Below are 21,702 nucleotides of genomic sequence, written 5' to 3'. Positions count from 1 at the left end.
AAGCAAATCTACCACGTCACGGTGGATGGAAAAGCTGTCGGCTCCAAAGCAGTCCCAGTTGAGATCGCTGATGAAGCAGATATCAAGTATATCGATCTTGAAGCTTCAAAAGTTTGGGATGACCAAGACAACCAAGAAGGGCTTCGCCCATCAAATGTGGAATTCCAACTCTATAAGAATGGAAAAGCGCAAGGAAAACCAGTCACGGTCTCAGCTGCAACAGACTGGAAAGCTCACTTTACGAATCTTCCAGATAAAGACAGTGATGGCAAGCTCATCACCTACACTATCAAAGAAGTGAAAGTTCCGACTCATTATACGGTCGATACAGAAGAAGCCAGCTTCACTGATGGAAAAGCAACCATCACCAATAAACGCACTCCTGAGACAACGACAGTTACCGTCAAGAAAGTCTGGGATGATGCCGATAACCAAGACGGTCTTCGACCTACAACTATCAAAGTTCACCTCTTAGCCAATGGAAAAGAAGTGCAATCAATCGATCTTGCTGGTCAAGGAAATGAATGGAACTATACCTTCACAGACCTCCCAGTCTATAAAGATGGTCAAAAAGTTGTCTACACAGTGACTGAGGACAAAGTGGACAATTACACCACTAAGATTGATGGAACGACGATCACCAATAGCTACAAACCTGGTAAGACAAGCCTCACCGTTACCAAAAACTGGGAAGATGCCAATAACCAAGATGGCCTCCGTCCAAAAACGATTAAGGTTCAATTGTATGCTGGGGATGAAAAAGTTGGTCAAGCTGTTGAATTGTCAGCAGATAACAAATGGAGCCATACCTTCTCAAACCTAGACGAGAAGAAAGCTGGCCAAGTTATCAACTATACCGTCAAAGAAATCGATGTCCCAGAAGGCTACACACAAGCCGTCGAAGCAACAAATCCAGGCCAAGTAGTCGTGACCAATACGCACGCTCCAGAAAAGACCAAAGTAGAAGTGAGCAAGAAGTGGGAAGATGCTGATAACCAAGATGGTCTACGCCCAGCCAGCATTCAAGTTCAATTGTACAAAGATGACATTCCAACAGACCAAGTATTAGAGCTTTCAGCAGCGAATGACTGGAAAGGCGCGTTTGAAAATCTTGATGCCAAGGCAACTGGAAAAGCCATTACTTATACGGTTAAAGAAGTTACTGTCCCAGATGGTTACAAGGTGACGGTAAATGATAAGGACAAGGCTAATGTTGTCTTGACAAACACGCATGAACCAGCTCTTACAGAGATGAAAGTCACTAAGAAGTGGGATGATGCCAATGACCAAGATGGCCTCCGTCCAAAATCCATTAAGGTTCAACTCTATGCTGGGGATGAAAAAGAAGGAGACCCAGTTGAATTGTCAGCGGACAATCAATGGACTCATACCTTTAGCAAATTAGCTGAAAAGAAAGCTGGTCAAGCTATCAGCTACCGTGTGGAAGAAGTAGATCTTCCAAAAGGCTATGAAGCAAGTGAGGTAGAGGATGGTAAAGGAAATGTTGTGATTACTAACAAGCATGTTCCAAAAGAAACTCCAAAACAACCAACTCCTCCAAGTTCATCTGAACCAAAGAAACCGGGTCAACCTGAACCTAAAAAACCAAGCCAACCAGAGCCGAAGAAACCAGGCAAGATCTTAGGATTCTTACCAAATACAGGTACGACCATCTCTATTATTAGCCTAGTTTTAGCCTTTGTCTTGGCAAGCATTCCAGCTTATATTTTGAAGAAAAAGAAAAAATAAGCTAGTGCTTCCTTTATAAAATGAAACAAACACCAGAGATGGTGTTTGTTTTTTTATAGTGGCCTCTTATAATTGTCTTGCGATCATTCTCATGGGCGCTTGCTCTATTTTTTAATTCCCGAACGTTTTCAAAAAAAATTCAGAAAATTCTTGACTTCTATGAAAATCGGAGTATGATTAGTTGTGAACTGTTGAACAATCATTTTCAAGAAAATCCCTGATGTAGACTAAGGGATCTGTGAAAGGAGAAGCGGTTCAAATCGAAAATCTATAGAGCGTTGCGTCCGAAAGTCTAAACAGACACGGCTCTTTAAAAACAAAAGGAGAAGATTATGAAAACAGAACCGATTCATCGTACCAGTATGTGGAAATTTAAGTTAAGTGCTGCCACCATGACTTTGATTCCCGCTGCCGTGGGGATTAACTATGTTGCTAAAGCCTTGGCGGAGGGGTTAAAGTTGCCCGTTTGGTTGGGGTCTTTGGGAACCTTTCTTGCCAGCATGTTGGCTGGGCCGGTTGCCGGTGCCATCAGTGGTTTCATCAACAACGTGATCTATGGGCTGACCTTATCGCCAATTTCAACCGTGTATGCGATTACCAGCATCGGAATTGGGATTGCTGTCGGAGTTTTGCACGCCAATGGGTGGTTCTCGTCAGCGCGGCGAGTATTTGTTTCTGCTATTATTATTGCCATCGTTTCAGCTGTCATTTCAACGCCACTCAACGTCATCTTTTGGGGTGGTCAGACCGGTATCGCTTGGGGTGACTCATTGTTTGCGGTAATGGTCGCCAATCATGCACCAGTGTGGCTGGCCTCATTTACCGATGAGTTTGTCTTGGATATTTTGGATAAAGTCTGCGTGGCCTACCTGGCATTCTTCATCTATCGTCAGCTGCCGAAGCGGATGGTGCACTTCTTTAGCGGTGATAAATGATGACTGATCAAACATTGATTTCTGGAGCGCCACAGGTCAAGCTCAAGTGGTACCAGGTGATCGATCCGATTACTAAGCTCTTGTTCATCTTGGACATGACGTTGTTGAGTTTTGCCAGTATGAATTTATTGCTTCAGGCCGGATTAATTCTTGTCGCAACACTGCTATTGTTATTTTCCAAATTGAGTTCTACCATCTTTAAGGCGCTGGGATTCAGCCTGTTTCTGATTTGCACCATGCTGATCATCCAAGGGTTATTTTACAGTCGGAATCAAACTGTGCTGTTTTCTGTGCTTGGGGTGTCATTCTACAAAGAAGGCCTGATTTACGCCACCACTCTGGGTTGTCGAGTATTGGTGATTATTTTGACCAGTGGCTTTTTTATGGTGACCACGAGTATTTCAGAAAACGCGGCCTATTTGGAACTGTCCGGATTGTCTTATAAAACCGTCTACGTTCTGATGTCGGTGTGTTATATTTTGCCGGAAATGATGCGCAATATGCGGAAAATCCAGCAGGCACAAAAAGTTCGCGGAACCAATCCGCAAAAAACGTTGATTCAGAAATTAAAGTCAGTCCTGCCGGTTCTAATTCCATTGGTGATTAAGACCTTGGATCAATCGATGGCGCGGTCGATTTCTCTCCAACTGAGAGGTTTTGATAATCCCAACCGGACTGTCAGAACCTCCCAGCGCGTGTATCGCCTGTCGCGGACGCTGCACATTGGTCTGACTGGATTGGCAATTTTATTGATTGGGTGGAAGATATGGACGAAGATAAACGGATTGTAATTGAAAATTTGACCACCCGTTATCCGGGTACTGAGCAACCACAACTGCGTCAGATTAACGCGGAGGTTCATACCGGCCAGGTGGTTGGGATTATCGGGAATAGCCACTCCGGCAAATCGACTTTGTGCCGTGTGCTGGCAGGGGTCATTCCCAAAATTGTGTCTGCTGAGATTGAGGGCGACTGGCACATGTTTGGCCAGCGAGTGTCCGACAATTGGCCCGTTTATAATGCCATGAATGGAGTTGTACTGCAAAATCCAGCTGGCCAACTAAGCGGGTTGGCAGAAACGGTTGCCGATGAAATCGCCTTTGACTTGATTAATCAGGGAATGGCTGAAGGACTGATTCAAAAACGGGTTGAAGAAGTTGCCACGCAAATGGGGCTGATTGAACAGCTGAATTTGAGTCCCGAGAGCCTTTCCGGTGGTCAGGTCCAGCGGTTGGCAATTGCCACGGCGATTGTGGCTAATCCGGCTGTTTTGATTATGGATGATCCGACCAGTCAGATGGATCCCCTTGGCCGCCGGCAATTTTTCCAATGGCTGGCCCAAGTCAAAGAGACGACTGTCTTCATTGTCACCAGTGAAATTGACGATTTGTGCGAAGTCGCCGACGTTGTGTGGGTGCTGCACGAGGGTCAAATGGTAGCCCAGGGCAGGCCGGGTGAGGTGTTTAATCATTTGGCAGCTGACTGGCAGATTCCAGCCCCGACAATCCAGCAACTTGCTCAAAAAATGGATTGGCACTTGGCTGATGGCCGGTATCCGGTGAATGACGCTGATCTGAAGGAGGCTTGTTATGTCCACAATTGAACTGAAACACCTGACGTTCACTTATCCGGAACGGTCCTTTAGCTTGGATGTTGAAGACAAACACTTCACCGATCCGATGGTGGCGATTGTCGGCCAAAATGGTGCCGGTAAATCAACGCTCTTCAAATTGTTGACGGGCTTGCTGATACCACAAACCGGTGTGATTAAGATCGATGGAGAAAATTTTAATGATCTTAAACCAGTTGAAAAGTTACTGAAGGTTGGGATTACTTTTCAGAATCCTGACGATCAGCTTTTCAACCCGACCGTTCAACGAGAGGTGGAGTGGAGTGTCGCGCAGGTCATGGATGACCACGACACGATTACGAGGCGGGCTTTAGCGGCTCTAAAAAGAGTTGGCTTGGATGATAAAACAGCTGAAAGTCCATATGACCTGTCATTGTCGGAACGCAAGCTGTTGAGTGTTGCCACAGTTTTGGCAGTGGATCCGGCGATTTATTTATTTGATGAGCCGATGATGTCGCTTGATTGGGAAAGCCGGCGCAAGTTGACCGCAATTTTCCATGAGTTGGCTGATTCGGGCCACCAAGTTGTGACCATCACCCATGACATGGATTGGGTCGCCGCCGAGTTTGAGTCGGTGTATGTTATGGAACACGGGAAGTTTAGCTTCGCCGGCAGTCCACGGGAATTGTTCAGCGATCGCGAACTTGTCCAGCGAGTGGGATTACTACCACCGCGGATTATGGACATAGCGGAGTCGCTGGGTGATTCACAGACATATTTATCGGTTAATGATTATTGCCAGAAAAATCGAGATGTATAGAAAAAGTCACCTCTGCGGGTTTTCCAGGTTGAAGGATTAACTTCAGCTTCTGGCAAGAACTCACGGTTCTTTTCTACCATTTGTCAAGTCTATCAAGGCTTTAAGTAAAAAAAAGAGATAAGACAGTATCTATTCTGAGGTTACTGTCTTATTTTTAACACTTTTTGATTTACCAAGCCCAGTTTAAAAAAGAAGAGCAAGAGTTTGTTGCTCGTAAGCTGGATGCGGTAGGCTGGACCAAGTACTTGTCGATCAGTGCCATTTGGTGGCTGGTATTTGGCTATATTTACCAATCAGTTGGAGCCAATCGGCCTTTCCGGGATTCCGTTACAGATGCGACCAATGGTGTCGGCCAACTCTTGATGACGGCTGTCTACCGCGAACAGTGGATTTTCTGGGCGGCTACCAATGTATTCTCCATCTATCTTTGGTGGGGAAAAAGCCTTCAAATTCAAGGGAAATACTTTATTTACTTGATCAATAGTCTGGTTGGTTGGTACCAATGGATCAAGGCGGCCAAGAAAGGCTACTAGTAACAATCAATAAAATACAAGAGGTTGGGCATGTTGCGCCACCTCTTTTTGTGATATACTAGAGTAGTTTTTGGGACTTGAAAATAATGGGTTTTCTAGTTCAAATTTATAAAAAGAAAAGGAGAGAACATGGATATCTTTCTTAAGAGCATATCGGGGATCCTGGTCATTCTGGGGATGATATTAGTGGGCTTTGTCATAGGTGAGAAAGGCTGGTTTGATGACAAGTCACGTGGCTTGATCGCAAAGCTAGTTACTCAAATTGCTCTTCCCTGCTATATGCTCTACACCATCACACAGCGTTTTACAGCGGCTGACCTCCTAAAAATGTTGCCAGCATTGCGTTTTCCTGCCCTGTCTATGGTCGTTTTGCTTGGAATAGCGACAGCAGTAGCTAAGATCTTTGCAGTGAGACAGGACTGCCGTGGCCTCTTTATTTCCATGTTCTTTAACTCCAATACGATTTTTGTGGGGCTCCCCATTAACCAAGCTCTCTTCGGGGATGATAGTATTCCTTATGTTTTGATCTATTACATGTGTAATACGACCTTTTTCTGGACTTTGGGGACCTACCTGATCCAGCGGGATGGTGAGGGAGAAGCTCAGTTTGATCTCAAAACAAGTGTGAAAAAAGTCTTTTCACCTCCTTTGATGGGCTTCATCTTAGGACTAGTCATGGTGATGCTGCAGATAAAGCTCCCTGCATTTCTAGCCAGTGATTTGCAGTATCTGGGCAATTTAACAACCCCCTTATCCATGATTTTCATCGGTTTGTCGGTATCTCATGTAGGCGTGAAGCAGTTGGTGCTTGGAAAAGATCAGCTCCTCATTCTACTAGGACGCTTCCTGGTTGCTCCACTCCTAATGGCGACCATTGTTTACTGGGCCCCTCTACCAAGCTTGATGAAGCAAGTCTTTATCATCCAGTCCGCTATGCCAGTGATGACCAATGCCCCGGTCGTTGCCAGACTCTACGGAGCTGATAGTGATTACGCAGCGGTCATGGTGACAGAGACGACCCTTGCTACCATGGTGGTCATTCCGATACTCATGGTGTTGATGGCCTGATCGTTTTTTAAAAAAGTGAAGCAAAAGTCTTGCTTTTCTTTTTATTTGTGTTATACTTGTTCTTGTATTAGATACAAGTTATCTAAAGGAGTTTATATGGATACGAAATTTTCAGTAGCCTTGCACATCCTAACCATGATTAGCGAGAGTAAGGAAAACCTAAGTTCACAAGCTCTGGCTGAGAGCGTTGGCACCAATGCGAGTTACATTCGAAAGGTAATCGCCTTATTGAAAAATGCTGGACTAATCCAGTCTCAGCAAGGAAAAACGGGCTACCAACTTAGTAAATCGCCAAAGGACATCACCTTACTTAACATTTATTTTGCCACACAAGAAGTCAGCCACATCAGCTTATTTCCTGTTCACCAAAATAGCAATCCTGATTGTCCCGTTGGAAAACATATCCAAGGAGCCGTTTCGCCACTATTTGCTAGTGCTGAAGCTCAACTTGAGAAGGAACTAGCCCAGCAAACCTTAGAAGATGTCATTAACAATCTTTATAAAGATGCCAAACAAAAACGAAACTGATTTGCATGCAGATCAGTTTTAAAAAGACTAGACTTGTATCTTTAGCAGATACAAGTAAAATAGAAAAGAGAAGACAATGAAAGCCGCACAACACACTACTTATAACAAAAAGAATATCACACTAAACATCACAGAAGTAGCTAAACCAAGTATTACAGACAAAGAAGTTTTGGTCAAAGTCACTGCAGCTGGCGTTAATCCTCTGGATAATATGATTTCCAGAGGAGAAGTCAAGATGATTGTCCCTTACAAACTCCCACAAACTGCGGGAAATGAAGTGGTCGGTATCATTGAAGAGACCGGTAAACAAGTCAAAAATCTCAAAGTCGGAGACCGAGTTTTTGGACGTCTCCCACTCGACCATATCGGTGCCTTTGCTGAATACGTAGCTGTCGATAGCCAAGCCTTAGCCAAGGTTCCAGACTATCTGTCTGACGAGGAAGCCGCTGCGGTGCCTTTGACTGCCTTAACCATTATGCAAGCCCTAGAACTCATGGGCGCTCAAGCTGGCAAAACCATCTTTATCTCTGGTGGTACAGGCGGTGTCGGCGGTATGGCCATTCCGATTGCTAAGGCCAAAGGTTTGACAGTCATCACCAATGGGGCTGGAGATAGTGCTGAGCGTGTATTGAACCTAGGAGCGGACCGTTTTATCGATTACAAAACAGAGGATTATACAAAAACTGTTAGCCAGGTTGATTATGTCCTCGATACCCTTGGTGGCGCTGAGACTGAAAAACAAATGTCTATCATGAAAAAAGGTGGTCAGCTTGTTTCCCTCCGTGCTATGCCAAATGGTGACTTTGCCAAACGGATGAACCTGCCAAAATGGAAACAGATCCTACTTGGACTAGCCGGTCGCAAATTTGATAAGATGGCTGACAAATACGGCATTCACTACCATTTTATCTTTGTGGAAAGCAATGGTGCTCAATTACAAGAGGTAGCTGACCTCTTTAGCAAATTGGAAATCAAGCCATCTATCGATACAGTCTATCCATTTGAAGAAGTGAATAGTGCCTTAGACAAGGTCGCTAATGGTCGCTCACGTGGAAAAACAGTCCTCAGCTTTAAGAAATAAAAAGGAAAAGATAATGTCATATCTTACAACTAAAACTCAATACATCACTGTCCAAGGAAACAAAATCGCCTATCGCGAACTCAGCAAAGGCAAATCAAAACTACCTCTTCTGATGCTGGTCCATCTGGCAGCAACCCTCGACAACTGGGATCCAAAACTCTTGGACTTGATTGCTGAAAAACACCATGTGATTGTGGTCGACCTTCCTGGTGTCGGAGCCAGTCAAGGCAAAGTGGCGCCAACCATTCCTGGAATGGCTGAGCAGACGATTGCCTTTATAGAAGCCCTTGGTTACGATAAAATCAATCTCCTAGGTCTTTCTATGGGAGGTATGATTGCCCAAGAAATGGTCCGAATCAAGCCTGATTTGGTCAACCGTCTCATCTTGGCAGGAACAGGACCTCGAGGAGGAAAAGAGGTCGATAAGGTTACAGGGAAAACCTTTAACTATATGTTCAAAGCTGGACTCGAACGTATCGATCCTAAACGCTATATCTTCTATAACCATGATGAACAAGGAAAAATCGAAGCTTTGAAAGTTCTCGGACGAATGGGAATGCGAACCAAGGAATTTGCGGACAAAGACATGAGTGTGCCTGGTTTCTTGACGCAACTCAAAGCTATTAAACGTTGGGGGAAAGATTCTCAAGACGACCTAAGATTTATCACCCAACCAACCTTAATCGTCAACGGCGACAAGGATATGCAGGTTCCAACAGAAAATTCTTATGATATGCATGAGAAAATAAAAGATAGTAAGCTTATCATCTATCCAAATGCTGGTCACGGTTCGATCTTCCAATATGCAGACGAATTTTCAAAAGAATTACTAGCTTTCTTGGAGGACTAATATGGTCAAAACTATTCTAATAACCGGTGCTACTGATGGCATTGGAAAGCACTTGGCAAAGAAACTGGCTAGTGAAGGCCATCAGGTCATCCTTCATGGTCGCAATCCTCAAAAACTGGAATTGGCTACTCAAGAGGTTCGGGCCGTTTCCCTGAGAGGCAGAGTTTCGAGCTACTTGGCAGATTTTTCAAAATTAGATGATGTTTATCGATTTGTGGAGGAAATCAAGCGAGACTTTCAAAGGATCGATGTCTTATTTAACAACGCAGGCCTTTATGCAGGGAAAGAACGAAAAGCGAGTGCTGAAAATGTCGAGTTGACTTTTATGTTATCCGTTCTGGTTCCCTACATTTTAACAACTGAGCTAAGTCCCTTGTTAGAAAAATCGGCTGATGGCCGTGTCATTAATACTTCTTCCTATATGCATCATTTTGCCAAGGTCAAGGATTTGGACTTTGGATTTGAGAAAGAATACAATCCAGGATTGGCCTATAATAATTCCAAACTTTATACCATCTGGATGACACGCTATCTAGCAAGAGATTTCTTTTTAAAAGGTTCAAATATCACTATTAATGCCTATCATCCTGGTCTTATCTCGACTAACTTAGGGAATAATTCTAGTGATGAAAAGACGAAAAAATCTCTCTTCGGACGCCTGATGAAATCTCTCTCGAAAGATCTAGATCAGGGAATCGAAACAGGCTATTATCTCACCTTATCAGAGGAAGTCAGGGGCTTGACAGGCTACTATTTTGATGAAAAGAAAGTCAAGTCTGTATCTGAAAAAGGCTACTCATTTGAAAAAGCACAGAAATTAATGGATTACTGCCAAGAAAAGGTCAAAATGTTTAAAGAAAAGCAAGATTTTTAATTCCTTATTGATTTCGTAACTACCAAAAAACTCAAGTTTTATCAATGAAAACTTGAGTTTTTCTTAGATGAGGGCTAACAAAATGGTAAGAATCAGAGCGATTCCAATCCGAATGACATGATGGGCTAGATGGAAGTTTTCTTTGTGCTTGCCATTCCAATAGGCTCCGTAGCAAATCAAGCCACAACCAATCAGCCAAAGAAATAGTGCGACAATCGGAAAGAAGAAGTAGAGAATGAGCGATACAGTCGCAAGGCTACTTCCAATGAGGAGAAATTGATTTCCAAGAGTGTGATTCCCTTTTTTAACTTGAGAAAGGGAGGCCAATAAGTGAAGAAGAGCAAAAGCAATGGCAAATAAGGCTGTAAAAAAACCGAGGAGAATGGAGAAGAACATAGGGTTTCCTTTCAAGAAGAGATTTTGGATATTGATTATATATCAAGGCCTACGACTCATTTTATGAAGTACCACAAATGATAATACAAGATTCAAAATGATAACCAACAAAGTCAAAAGAGAGTATCCAAAGAGTTCGATGGGAATGTTAGGGTTGAGATAGTATAGAGAAAACAAACTCGTTAGAATGCCCGTTAACAAACCAGGCACATATTTTCGAATAACGACTGTCTGAATCAGATGTCCGAAAACATGGTAGATATAAGCAATCACAATGGTTATGTAAATAGTATAGTTGTTAAACTGGTAACTAAGAAAAAGTGATAGTAGTAGGATCAGAAATTGCTCCAAGACAATAGCATTGAAAGTAAAAGGAGTGTAATAAGAAAGGATTCGATTATCTGGAAAATGGGTTGATAGTTTTTTGACAAAAGATGGCATCCAAATGATTTCTTCGAGTTCGTGAAGCATGAAGAGTGCTGGGAATAGAAAGTAAAATTGCACGCTGGTCATTGAAAATACTCCTTTCTAATTAGAACCAACTTTCAGTATCTCCAAATAAAACTGGATGACTTCTTGTTCGGTGTAAGTCTTGCCTTTTTTCAACCACCAGCTGAGGGTTTCAATGAAGTTGGTTACGACCAGGTGCTTGAGATAGGAGTGAGGAATGTTGGGGTGGGCTTGAATCAGTTCGTCTGCTAACATGGGATAGACGTCATGTTCCAGTTCTTTTCGCAGCTGCCGGATAAAATAATCGTTTTTTGAAAGTAAGAGACTGGTTACATGGTCTTGATTTTTCTTGAAATGCTGAAAGATATGGACTAGGTAGTCTTGTGGAGAGAGGTGTTGAGCACGCTCAAACAAATGGTGAAAGAGCTTTTGGCAGAGCTCATCCAGCAAGAGTTCCTTGCTCTCATAATGGCTATAAAAAGTTGAACGCCCCACATCAGCACGGTCAATAATTTCCTGAACCGTGATGGCCTCGTAGTCTTTTTGGTTGAGTAAGTGTAAGAAAGCTTGATAGATAGCTTTTCGAGTTTTGGTAATGCGACGATCCTGTGCAGTCATATGGACACTTTGAACAAATTGTTCAGTAACGTACACCCTAAACAATTTGCTCCTATCCTTTCTGTTGATAGTATTGGATAATAGATAATGAACAAGATGTTCATTATCTATTATATCAAAGGATTGAGGATTATGAAGACAAAATATGCGGTCTGGCTGGCTTTTTTCTTGAATCTAAGCTTTGCCATTGTTGAGTTTATTGCGGGTGGAGTTTTTGGTTCCAGTGCAGTCCTTGCTGATTCCGTTCATGACTTGGGGGATGCGATCGCTATTGGGATATCCGCCTTTTTGGAAAGTATCTCTAATCGTGAAGAAGATAGTCACTACACTTTGGGGTACAAGCGTTTTAGTCTCTTAGGTGCTATGGTGACCGCTGTGATTTTGATGACAGGGTCTGGTATGGTGATTTTGGAAAATGTAAGCAAGCTTTTCCACCCTCAGCCCGTCAATGACGAAGGGCTTCTTTGGTTGGGAATTATTGCTATCAGTGTCAATGTGCTGGCGAGTCTGGTCATTCGCAAGGGGCAAACCAAGAATGAATCCATTCTCAGCCTGCATTTTTTGGAAGACACCTTGGGTTGGGTCGCTGTCATCCTGATGGCCATTGTCCTCCGATTTACTGACTGGTATATCCTAGATCCTCTCTTGTCTCTTGCTATTTCCTTCTTTATTCTGTCCAAAGCCATTCCACGTTTTTGGAGCACGCTCAAGATTTTCCTGGATGCTGTGCCAGAAGGAGTGAATATCCAGAAGATCAAGAGTGATTTGAAGCAGTTGGACCATGTGGCTAGTATCAATCAGCTCAATCTCTGGACCATGGATGGACTAGAGAAAAATGCTATTGTTCATGTTTGTCTCAAGAGGATGGAGCATATGGAAGTCTGCAAGGAAGCGATCCGTGCCTTGCTCAAAGAGAGGGGCTTTCAAAATGTCACCATCGAAGTGGATGAAGACTTGGCAACCCACCGAGCTCACAAGAGAAATATCGAAGACCTGGAAACTGATCAAGGTCATGGGCATGATCATCACCACCATTAATGACGAGTTGGTATGAGCAGAAGCTCGATAAAAAGTGTATACTGTAGATAAGTAAGCAATAGAAAGTAGGATGTTCCTATGAAGAAAACAGTTTATACAAAAGCTGGGCAAGTGGGCCTTGTAGAAGTGGAGCGTCCACACATCGAAGCGCCAGATGATGTCATTATTCGCATCGTTCGCACCTGTGTCTGTGGATCCGATCTATGGAGTTACCGCAATCCAGATATTGAAGCAGGTCATCAAAATAGTGGCCATGAAGCTATTGGGATTGTCGAAGAAATCGGAGAAGCCATTACAACGGTCAAACCAGGAGACTTTGTTATCGCGCCTTTCACCCATGGTTGTGGGGAGTGTGATGCTTGTCGTGCTGGCTATGATGGGACGTGTGACCGTCATATCGGCACCAACTGGTCTGATGGGGTGCAAGCGGAGTACATCCGTTTCCACTTTGCTAATTGGGCCCTTGTCAAGATTCCAGGGCAACCGTCTGATTATACAGAAGCTATGCTTAAATCCTTCTTGACGCTGGCAGATGTCATGCCGACGGGCTACCATGCGGCGCGTGTAGCAGACGTGAAGCCTGGTGACAAAGTAGTGGTCATCGGGGACGGTGCCGTTGGTCAATGTGCAGTGATCGCAGCTAAGATGCGGGGAGCGTCACAAATTGTCCTCATGAGTCGCCACGAAGACCGCCAACAGATGGCTTTGGAATTTGGTGCGACAGCAGTCGTAGCGGAGCGTGGTGAAGAAGGCATTGCCAAGGTCCGTGAAATCCTTGGTGGCGGAGCAGATGCGGCCCTTGAATGTGTCGGTACCGCAGCAGCTGTTGATCAAGCCCTTGGGGTGCTTCATAATGGTGGGCGTTTAGGTTTTGTCGGTGTCCCTCATTACAATAATCGTGCCCTTGGTTCGACCTTTGCCCAAAACATTTCGGTGGCAGGTGGGGCAGCCTCTGTTACTACCTATGACAAGCAGTTCTTGCTCAAGGCTGTACTTGATGGCGACATCAACCCAGGTCGCGTCTTTACTCATAGCTATAGCTTGGATGAGATTGATCAAGCCTATAAAGATATGGATGAACGTAAGACGATTAAGGCTATGATTGTGATTGAGTAACGAAAAAGTCTAGTAGAAATGAATCTACTAGACTTTTCTTTTATTGTGAAATAAATTTTTACTTCAAATCCGACATGACTTGTTTCTTAGTGAAGGTGCGCTCTTGTTTGTTAGCCAAGGCCTTGATGCGCGCATCTAAAAGAACAGCACGACCTTCCGTACTTCGAGTATAGACCAGGTCATACTTACCTATACTCTTTCGAATCTGCTCGACAAAGGCTTGGGCATCTTCTTTACGTTTGTCAAAGAGGCTTGGCACGGCGAAATATTCTGTCTGATCGGATACCTTTTCTTGTGCTTTCAAGATATAGCGTTGATTTTCAATCGGTGCGAAAAATTCGATCATGGTTTGCGAGAAGAGTTCTTTCTCTCGCATGGTTCCGCCCTTCATATAGATCAGCGTGTTGATGGCATCCTTTCTATCTCGGATCACTTGGATGCGGGTCTCCTGGGTTTGAATCTGCCCAGAAAGGAGCAGGGCTTGGTGAATGGCCTGGCCAAAGACCTCTAGCCGTTTATAAGGACTCTTATAGAGGTAGTAGCGTAGCCAAGCAAGGAGTGCGAGAACAGCTAAGACGAATAGAAGAATAAGAGAAGCTGTATTCCATCCACCTCTATGTGAATAGTAAATCAGGTTGGCGAAAGCATCGGTCAAAGTAGCGGCCGTCAGCCAACGAGCTAGCTTTCTAGCATCAAAAAATAGGGCCAGGGGCAGGAAGTGTTTATCCACTTGTACCTCGTTTGCAATCTCCATATTCTCCAGAATCGGAAGAGCTTTTTGCCAGCCATCCCGGAGTTCTTGACGATGAGTGGAGCGCTCTAAGGTCTCTTCGTTGAGTTTCTGCAACTGTTTCTTGGTATAGCGGATATTGTCAAAGGCCAGACGCTCGATACCGGATTCGATAAAGGGTTCCTTGTAGTGGAGGCCTAAAAATTGCTTCATCCGTCTTTCTAAGAGCTCCAGATCAGGACTATATTGTTTCAGCTGATCAGTGATGGCTTCGATCTCTTCTTTTTCAAGATCGGACTTTTCATACCATTTCTTTAGGGAAAGGTTGATAGAGACCAGATGCCAGATGTTACTGGTCTTGTCTGGATCCTCAGGCCACACTCGGATGGCACGGCCTCGCATTTGGTTGCTGAGCATAAAGCTACCGACAAAGCTCGCTAGGATCAGGGAGTTGACACAAGGAGCATCCCAGCCTTCTCCCAGAAGAGACTTGGTTCCAATCACGACTTGGATGAGTCCCTCTTGAAAGAGCTGGGTCACAGCTGTCACCAAATCATGTTGCGAACCTACCAAGCGAACCTTGAGAAAGTCATCAGGAGATAATTGGCCGACATTTTGGTAAGTCAGTCGATCTGCTCCTAGAAGCTCTTCCAATCTTGGCTTCGCAACTGTTGGGATGATGACGATACTACCTGTCAAGACAGCGATTGCAGGAGGAGTCGTTAGCTCTATGCTTTCCCTGCGGATGGATTCAAAATACGAGAGCACTCCCAACTGAGTGAATTGGGCATCCTTATCCCCGAGATGAACTTCAAAGTCTTGGCGAATATAGTCTGTTAAAACCAGTTGGCGCAGTTGGCTTCCAAGAGCCTGGTATTCCGCCTTGAAAATTTCTCGAACCGCATTGAGTTTTCCGAGGGATTGATTCAGCAGGAGATCTTGTTTTTTGTTTCGGACCAGTTTGATTTGTTTTCGATCGATTAAACTAGCAGCTTTTAATTCATGGAGGAGTTGCTTTTCGTATTCTTCTGGTAGATTGTACCAGTGGGGAACCTGAAAGAGCAGGCCTTGTAGGAGAATTTCAAGCCAGTCCATGGTGAAAGCAGGTAGTTTTTTAGCTCCTAAAAGGTCCTGGAAACGTTTAGGAAAGGCGATTCCCCTGCTTCGAAGAAAGATCAGGGTGGCAGAGAGATACTTGGGCTCATTGAGCAATTCATCATCGCTGATCTGACCAGATAAGGCCTGGCAGTTTTGGAGATATTGGCAAAATAGGGGATCGGAAGTCAGTTGTTGCAAGAAAGCATTCTTTTGTTGGCTAAAGGCGTCCAACTGAGCCTGCTCTTCCTTTGTTGGAAAGGCGAAGTAGACATAGTCCTGATGAGGACAAAGGGTCTCTTCCTTGACCAATTCGGGAACCGTAATTTCCTCGTCAATCTCACCACACATGCGGATATAGCGATCCCAAAGGGCAGGGTCCCCTTCATAAGGCGGGGTAGCGGTGAGGGAGATCATCTTTAAGTCAGGGAAGGCTTGGCGAAAGGCTTCCAAGCTCTTCCACCATTCATTGCGCAAGTGGTGACACTCATCCAAACAAAGGGTTCCGAGTGAGATGGCTTTGAAAGTAGTAAAGATATCAAAGCCTTTGAAATCAAATGTTTCAATCTCTGCCTGGTCATCGGTATCCTCGACTTGCGATTGACCGACGACTTGGTTCATAGCGCGGTGGAGGGCCTGATAGGTAGCCACTGTAATCAGCTTAGGATGTTTGAGGTCCTGAGAGATCAATTGCTCCGCTTGGCTTTCATCTTTCAAGAATGCTTGGACAATCCGGTCGACCCATTGTTGACGAATGGTGACCGTAGGAGCTAAGATCAGGGTTGGCTGGCCGAAGCGTCTGATAAATTCGATTCCCAGGGTTGTTTTTCCAGAGCCAGGCGCTGCTACCAAATGCAGATGGCCATCCGCCATAAAAGCGTCACTCTTATCGAGAACGCGTTTTTGATAGCGTCTCCATTGGCCTGTAAAGGCTAGTTCTTGTAACATTGGTTTCCTCCCTTGTACTGTCCCCATTATATCATAGCGGAGGACAAGAATTTCTTGGTAGAAGTTGAAGATTTCCGCTTTCTAATGAAAATAGCAAAGGGGAAATTTTGAGTGATAAAAAGCCCAATCAACGGATTAGGCTTTTCATGTTAGTCTTTCTTTGTTTTACGAGAGAGGCCAAAGGCAGCACCCATGCTAAGAAGACCAAGACCTAGAGTCGTCAAAGCAATTGAGGTCTTGCTTCCTGTATTTGGAAGGCTTGCTTCTTTTTGAGGAAGAGCTGCTGGTGCGATATAAACTTCCGTTTTCACAGGCTCGTTTTTAGCCGGTGTGAATACGGTCGGTTTCGCAGGGGTTACAACAGCCGGTTTTTGAGGAGTAGGAGTCGGTGTTGCAGGCGTTTGGATGCTAGGTGTTTGTGGTTTTGCTTTCGCCACACGATGAGTTTTTGAGATCAACTCATACTTGTCTGTTTGTACCTTGAAGACACGACCTTTTTGGACGGTTTCAACGACTTTATTGGCAAATTGAACGTTCAACAAGTTAGCAAAGTTTTTGTCGATATCTAGGTAGAGACCATTTGTTCCATTGACCAATGGATCAAAGTCTTTTTTTTCACGTGTTTCACCAACCACTGTCAAAGAGATACCAGCATCTTGAAGGGCTTTCAGTGTCGCTTCTTTTGTTGGTGTATCCTTTGTAAGATCAATGTCCTCATCTGTAATCAAGAAAGCAAAGCGATGGTTGTTTGCCCCAGTCCCCCAGTTGTAGTCTCCTGAAGTAGCGATATGATGCAATGGAACAGTAGCATTTTCATAGTAGCCATCAGTTTTGATGGTTTTCAGGGCGGAAATGAAGCTTTCTGGATCACTTGTGAACTTCGATCCATTGAAATCATGGTATTTAACTTCACTAGCTCTTTCGTATTCAGCTAATCCTAAACGGGCTTGAATTTTCTTAGCAGATAGATTGCGAACAAAGGACTCGATATTCTTCATTGTATCATTGATATGTGAATCCATCGAAGTTGATTTATCGATGACAAAGACGATGTCTGATGTTCCTTGGACTTCTTTTTTGTTGACGACATCGGCTTCTTTTGTCACTTCGACTACAGTTGTTTTGTTGACTGTTTCAGTTGTTGTCTCAGTGTAGTCAGCTGTTTCTTTGGTTGATGTAGCTGTCTTGGTAGAAGAGACTGGTTTTGAAGTGCCAACAGGTGTGTCTTGATCGGCTAAGCTAGTCGTTTTGATGGTTGCTGTTGAGGTAGTGGTGGTGTCTGCACCGTCTGTTTTAGCAGATGGGCCAGTTTTTTTGACGTCCACAGCGATGACATCTCCAGTTTTTGCTTTATCAGCAGGAACAACTGGTGTATTGGCTTTGGCGTTGATTTCTTCTGTTGCAGCAGTGATAGGTGATTTTGTTGCTGTAGTAGCTGCAGGAGCAACTTGGGTTGTTGCAGGTGCAACGTCATCAGCAGAAGCAATAGTCGTTCCTGTGAAGACCGTTCCTAAAACAACGGAAGCTAAAGTTAAAGTTTGTTTACGTGAAATAGTATATTTTTTCAAAATACGTCCCCTTTTTAATAAACTTTTTTCTATCATACAGGTTTTTGAAAAACTTGTCAACGGTATAATAATCAAGGGTTTTGCCGACTTTTATATCCCTAATTATTGATAAAAAACCGAACAAGAAAAATATTCACAAAATAATTTAAATATACAAAGTACGCAAAATAAAATAGGATTCCCACAAATTTGCAGGAATCCTTATTTTATCGGCATTTCTACTATATTTTTTAGTCGTAAAAAATACTAGCTAGTCACTTTATTTATGTTTCTGCATTAGCACTAAGAACAAGGACTACGACTAGTTTAGTAATTTTTCAAAGAATTGGATGACCTCCGGTTTGAGATTACTTTCCTTCGGTTCAACTAGTGAAACGAAAAAACTAATCCGTTCATTTTCTGACATCGGAATCGCGATCAGTTCTTCTTCACCATCTGTTAGTACAAGATCTGCTAGTAAGCTAATTCCAACTTGTTTCCGAAGGAGTTGTTTTAGAAGATGAATATCATCCGTCTGAAAGAAGGGCGTAGCCTCATGGTGATAGCGCTCATTCAACTGTTCAAAGGCTTTTAAATGAACAAAGTGCTCATCTGGAATGATAAAATCTTCATCGATGACGTCTGAAAATTGTAATACTTTTTTGGAGGCTAGTGGATGGTTGTGATGAAGGATATAGAAGAGATCTCGTTTGGCCATTTCTCTTACCTGGAAGCGATGATCTTTAATCGGTTCTAAACTCCCTAAAAAACTAGCATCTAGTTCTCCTTTGGAAAGCATTTCTAAAAGTTCAACAGACCCTTCTTGGACAGGATGGATACTTTGAAGAGCTGCAACATTACTGATAAAGGCAGGTTGTTTTCGGACAAGATAGTCAATGATGATTGGTGGGAAACCAATCGTATTGAATTGAGAGAGACTCCGGAGGATCTCTTTTTTGGCCCCTTGAATCTCAGGTAAGACCTTTTGAATATGTCGTAGCAAGATTTCTCCTTGGGGCGTCAATTTGAAAGTACGGTGAGAAGGATCGTGCGCAATTAATGGGCAGTGAAATTCCTTTTCTAGTCGTTTAATCGCATAGGAAACGGATGGTTGACTGATCCCGTGTTTTTGGGCAACCCCAGTAAAGGATTGCTGTTGACTAAGATCAAGAAAATAATAAAAGTCCTTAAGATTCATTGGGCTCCCTCTTCTAAATAGACAGACATGGATAAGCAAAAATTATCCGTGATAGCTAATTTGACTATATGATTTTTTGTTTGTTACAATCTGAGGTGAGTCAGAGGACCATTAAAGGCTATCTAAAAGATCTTCAAAAATCGTTAGGATCTTCTCCCTTTTTCCAACTGGAAGTTGCTTAATTTTCATATTTACTCTCTTAAGTGAAAGATTGTCGTTAGGATCTGAAGATGATTCAAGTGAATTAAAATTGAAGAATTCTTCAGGCGTTAACTCAAGAGCAGAAATGACTTTTTCAAGACTGTGAATGGTCAGATTCACGTTTTGATTTTCCAATTGATTGATGTATTTTAATCCAAGATCTGCCCGTTCCGATAGCTCCTCTTGACTCATGTTTTGTTTTTTTCGCAAATATTTGACCTTTTGCGCTATATACCGTTGTAAATAATGTTTTGTTTTCATGTAACCAGAATACAAGTTTTAAATGACAAAAATAACACCTTAAACAAAACAAAGTATTTTATAACAAACATATTTTGGATTTATTATCTATGGATTTTATAGGTATTGATCATTAGAAGGAGAAAAAAGAATACCTGAAAACAGTGGATCTTTTGATGAGAATAACCTTCTAAAAGGTGGAAAGGAACAGGCTTTTTTAAGAGATGACCGTGACTATCTAGGAAGTGATGGATAAACCTATTATTTTGTTATCTTTTGAAATCGCATCATTTTCGGTTGCATCGCCTGAACATTCATTGCCTGATTCATTCATATTGTATCATATACATAACAAAGTGTCATTTAAAGAAAATAAGTGTTATAATAGAATAAAATAAATAAGGAGGTCACATGATGACTGCACATGATATTTTAAACAACCCTTTCCTTAACAAGGGAACTGCCTTTACCTTAGAGGAACGTCAGAAACTAGGTCTCATTGGCCTCCTGCCACCTTACGTTCAAACCATTGAAGAACAAGCAGCGCAAACTTATGCGCAAATGCAAACAAAGGTTAACGATTTGGAAAAACGTTTGTTCCTAATGGAAATTTTTAATACCAACCGTACCCTTTTCTATTACCTGTTTGCTCAACATTTGGAAGAATTTAATCCCATTGTCTACGACCCAACCATTGCTGATACCATAGAAGGCTATAGCGACCTCTTTGTAGATCCACAATATGCCGCATATCTTGATATCAATCATCCTGAAAATATCGAAGCAACTTTGAAAAATGCAGCAGGGGACCGTGAAATTCGTCTTATTGTTGTGACAGATGCAGAAGGTATTCTTGGTATTGGAGACTGGGGAACAAATGGTGTCGATATTTCTGTTGGGAAACTGATGGTCTATACTGGAGCTGCAGGAATCGATCCTTCAATGGTGCTTCCTTTGGTCATTGATGCAGGTACCAACCGTGAAGAATTGCGTAACAACCCTAATTACTTGGGAAATCGCCACGAACGTGTACGTGGTGATCGTTACTATGATTTTATCGATCAATTTGTTCAAACTGCAGAACGTCTCTTCCCTAAACTCTATCTGCACTGGGAAGATTTCGGTCGCTTAAACGCTGCCAACATCCTTGAAAAATACCGGAAGCAAATTCCAACCTTTAACGATGATATCCAAGGAACTGGTATCGTAACCCTTGGAGGTATCTTTGGTTCATTGGATATTACAGGTGAAAAATTAACGGATCAAGTTTACCTCTGCTATGGTGGTGGAACTGCTGGCGCAGGGATTGCTTCTCGTGTCCTTCGTGAAATGGTTAGTGAAGGTCTGCCTGAAGAAGAAGCCTATAAACGCTTCTTTATGGTGGATAAACAAGGTCTCCTCTTTGATGACATGGATGACTTAACGCCACAACAAAAACCATTTGCTAAGAAACGTTCTGATTTTGCCAATGCAGATCAGTTGACAGACCTTCTTGAAGTGGTGAAGACGGTTAAGCCAACTATTCTTGTGGGAACTTCGACTCAGCCAAATACTTTCACAAAAGAAATTGTTGAAGCTATGTGTGAAAACACAGAACGTCCTATCATTTTCCCATTGTCAAACCCAACCAAACTAGCTGAAGCAAGTGCCAAAGATTTGATCGAATGGTCAGACAGAAAAGCATTTGTTGCAACAGGAATTCCAGCTGGTACAGTTTCCTATAAAGGGGTGGACTATGTGATTGGTCAAGCGAATAATGCCCTGATTTACCCAGGTCTTGGACTTGGTATGTTGGCTTCTGAAGCGAGTCTGTTGACGGATGAAATGATTGGAGCTGCCGCACATTCATTGAGTGGTATTGTCAATCCAGGCGAACCAGGAGCACCAGTCTTACCTCCATTCAAGTATGTAGCTGATGTGTCTATCAAAGTAGCAGAAGCAGTTGCTAAAAAAGCGCAAGAACAAGGTCTTGCGCGTGCTCAAGAAACAGATATGGCTAAAGCGGTCCGTGATTTGAAATGGTACCCAGAATATAAATAAGTAAATGGGAATGGGGTGTACGAGTGCGACGGGATGCCTCGTACACCTTTTGTGTATGTCTTGTTAGATAGAAAGGG

The 21,702-nt window shown here is 43.1% G+C and carries 20 protein-coding genes and 1 pseudogene; 14 read left to right on the top strand and 7 right to left on the bottom strand.

The window, feature by feature from the left end:
- The 11 genes and pseudogenes from PAN06_RS05025 to PAN06_RS04975 all read left to right on the top strand — a co-directional run.
- On the top strand, positions 1-1,749 hold a 1,749-nt coding region (locus tag PAN06_RS05025), incomplete at its 5' end, for a Cna B-type domain-containing protein (RefSeq protein ID WP_269795760.1).
- Positions 1,750-2,081: 332 nt separating this feature from the next.
- Positions 2,082-2,684 (top strand): hypothetical protein, encoded by a 603-nt coding sequence (locus PAN06_RS05020; RefSeq protein WP_021153833.1) that lies wholly within the window; start codon positions 2,082-2,084, stop codon positions 2,682-2,684.
- Positions 2,684-3,475: an energy-coupling factor transporter transmembrane component T gene (locus tag PAN06_RS05015; RefSeq protein WP_269795762.1), complete on the top strand. Its 792-nt coding sequence runs from the start codon at positions 2,684-2,686 to the stop codon at positions 3,473-3,475. Before PAN06_RS05020 ends, PAN06_RS05015 begins: the two co-directional genes overlap by 1 nt.
- Positions 3,451-4,287 (top strand): ABC transporter ATP-binding protein, encoded by an 837-nt coding sequence (locus PAN06_RS05010; protein WP_223325442.1) that lies wholly within the window; start codon positions 3,451-3,453, stop codon positions 4,285-4,287. The genes PAN06_RS05015 and PAN06_RS05010 overlap by 25 nt, the downstream gene beginning before the upstream one ends.
- A complete protein-coding gene (locus tag PAN06_RS05005) occupies positions 4,274-5,074 on the top strand; it encodes an ABC transporter ATP-binding protein (RefSeq protein ID WP_269795759.1) in 801 nt (266 codons plus the stop codon). Before PAN06_RS05010 ends, PAN06_RS05005 begins: the two co-directional genes overlap by 14 nt.
- A gap of 167 nt (positions 5,075-5,241) precedes the next feature.
- Positions 5,242-5,607 (top strand): annotated as a pseudogene (gene pnuC / locus PAN06_RS05000) (nicotinamide riboside transporter PnuC); the annotation flags it as partial.
- 129 nt (positions 5,608-5,736) lie between these two features.
- Positions 5,737-6,675, top strand: a complete 939-nt coding sequence (locus PAN06_RS04995; RefSeq protein WP_269795758.1) for an AEC family transporter — start codon at positions 5,737-5,739, stop codon at positions 6,673-6,675.
- 96 nt (positions 6,676-6,771) lie between these two features.
- Complete coding sequence (locus tag PAN06_RS04990; protein ID WP_195968616.1) at positions 6,772-7,203, top strand: Rrf2 family transcriptional regulator; 432 nt, start codon at positions 6,772-6,774, stop codon at positions 7,201-7,203.
- Between the two features lie 76 nt (positions 7,204-7,279).
- A complete protein-coding gene (locus PAN06_RS04985) occupies positions 7,280-8,284 on the top strand; it encodes an NADP-dependent oxidoreductase (RefSeq protein ID WP_269795757.1) in 1,005 nt (334 codons plus the stop codon).
- Positions 8,285-8,297: 13 nt separating this feature from the next.
- The gene (locus tag PAN06_RS04980; RefSeq protein WP_269795756.1) at positions 8,298-9,134 is read left to right on the top strand and encodes an alpha/beta hydrolase; all 837 of its coding nucleotides are present in this window, start codon (positions 8,298-8,300) and stop codon (positions 9,132-9,134) included.
- A gap of 1 nt (position 9,135) precedes the next feature.
- On the top strand, positions 9,136-10,008 hold the full coding sequence (locus tag PAN06_RS04975; protein WP_269795755.1) for an SDR family NAD(P)-dependent oxidoreductase: 873 nt from the start codon (positions 9,136-9,138) through the stop codon (positions 10,006-10,008).
- 63 nt (positions 10,009-10,071) lie between these two features.
- Here PAN06_RS04975 and PAN06_RS04970 read toward each other — a convergent pair whose 3' ends face one another.
- From PAN06_RS04970 to PAN06_RS04960, 3 genes are read right to left on the bottom strand one after another with little or no spacing between them, the layout of a single operon-like run.
- Positions 10,072-10,404: a glucuronide permease gene (locus PAN06_RS04970; protein ID WP_269795754.1), complete on the bottom strand. Its 333-nt coding sequence runs from the start codon at positions 10,402-10,404 to the stop codon at positions 10,072-10,074.
- 42 nt (positions 10,405-10,446) lie between these two features.
- Entirely contained in the window at positions 10,447-10,917 is a 471-nt protein-coding gene (locus PAN06_RS04965; protein ID WP_269795753.1) for an HXXEE domain-containing protein, read from the bottom strand.
- A gap of 15 nt (positions 10,918-10,932) precedes the next feature.
- Positions 10,933-11,472 (bottom strand): TetR/AcrR family transcriptional regulator, encoded by a 540-nt coding sequence (locus PAN06_RS04960; protein WP_276593248.1) that lies wholly within the window; start codon positions 11,470-11,472, stop codon positions 10,933-10,935.
- 132 nt (positions 11,473-11,604) lie between these two features.
- On the opposite strand from PAN06_RS04960, the gene PAN06_RS04955 reads away from it, so the two are divergent.
- Entirely contained in the window at positions 11,605-12,510 is a 906-nt protein-coding gene (locus tag PAN06_RS04955; protein ID WP_269795751.1) for a cation diffusion facilitator family transporter, read from the top strand.
- A gap of 78 nt (positions 12,511-12,588) precedes the next feature.
- Entirely contained in the window at positions 12,589-13,626 is a 1,038-nt protein-coding gene (locus tag PAN06_RS04950; protein WP_269795750.1) for an alcohol dehydrogenase catalytic domain-containing protein, read from the top strand.
- 58 nt (positions 13,627-13,684) lie between these two features.
- Here the strand turns inward: PAN06_RS04950 and PAN06_RS04945 are convergent, their stop codons facing one another.
- From PAN06_RS04945 to PAN06_RS04930, 4 genes are all read right to left on the bottom strand, one after another.
- On the bottom strand, positions 13,685-16,399 hold the full coding sequence (locus PAN06_RS04945) for a DEAD/DEAH box helicase family protein (RefSeq protein ID WP_269795749.1): 2,715 nt from the start codon (positions 16,397-16,399) through the stop codon (positions 13,685-13,687).
- Between the two features lie 149 nt (positions 16,400-16,548).
- Complete coding sequence (locus PAN06_RS04940; protein ID WP_269795748.1) at positions 16,549-17,967, bottom strand: VWA domain-containing protein; 1,419 nt, start codon at positions 17,965-17,967, stop codon at positions 16,549-16,551.
- Positions 17,968-18,268: 301 nt separating this feature from the next.
- Positions 18,269-19,144, bottom strand: a complete 876-nt coding sequence (locus tag PAN06_RS04935; RefSeq protein WP_269795747.1) for a LysR family transcriptional regulator — start codon at positions 19,142-19,144, stop codon at positions 18,269-18,271.
- A 111-nt stretch (positions 19,145-19,255) separates the two neighbouring features.
- Complete coding sequence (locus tag PAN06_RS04930) at positions 19,256-19,606, bottom strand: helix-turn-helix transcriptional regulator (RefSeq protein ID WP_003008684.1); 351 nt, start codon at positions 19,604-19,606, stop codon at positions 19,256-19,258.
- A 393-nt stretch (positions 19,607-19,999) separates the two neighbouring features.
- Here PAN06_RS04930 and PAN06_RS04925 point away from each other — a divergent pair, with 393 nt between their 5' ends.
- Positions 20,000-21,625, top strand: a complete 1,626-nt coding sequence (locus PAN06_RS04925; RefSeq protein ID WP_269795761.1) for a malolactic enzyme — start codon at positions 20,000-20,002, stop codon at positions 21,623-21,625.
- The last annotated feature ends 77 nt before the right edge of the window (positions 21,626-21,702 follow it).

This window comes from Streptococcus sp. SM3, assembly GCF_027497875.1.
The sequence above is the reverse complement of the archived record's forward strand: the minus strand, read 5'-3'. Positions and strand labels throughout refer to the sequence as shown.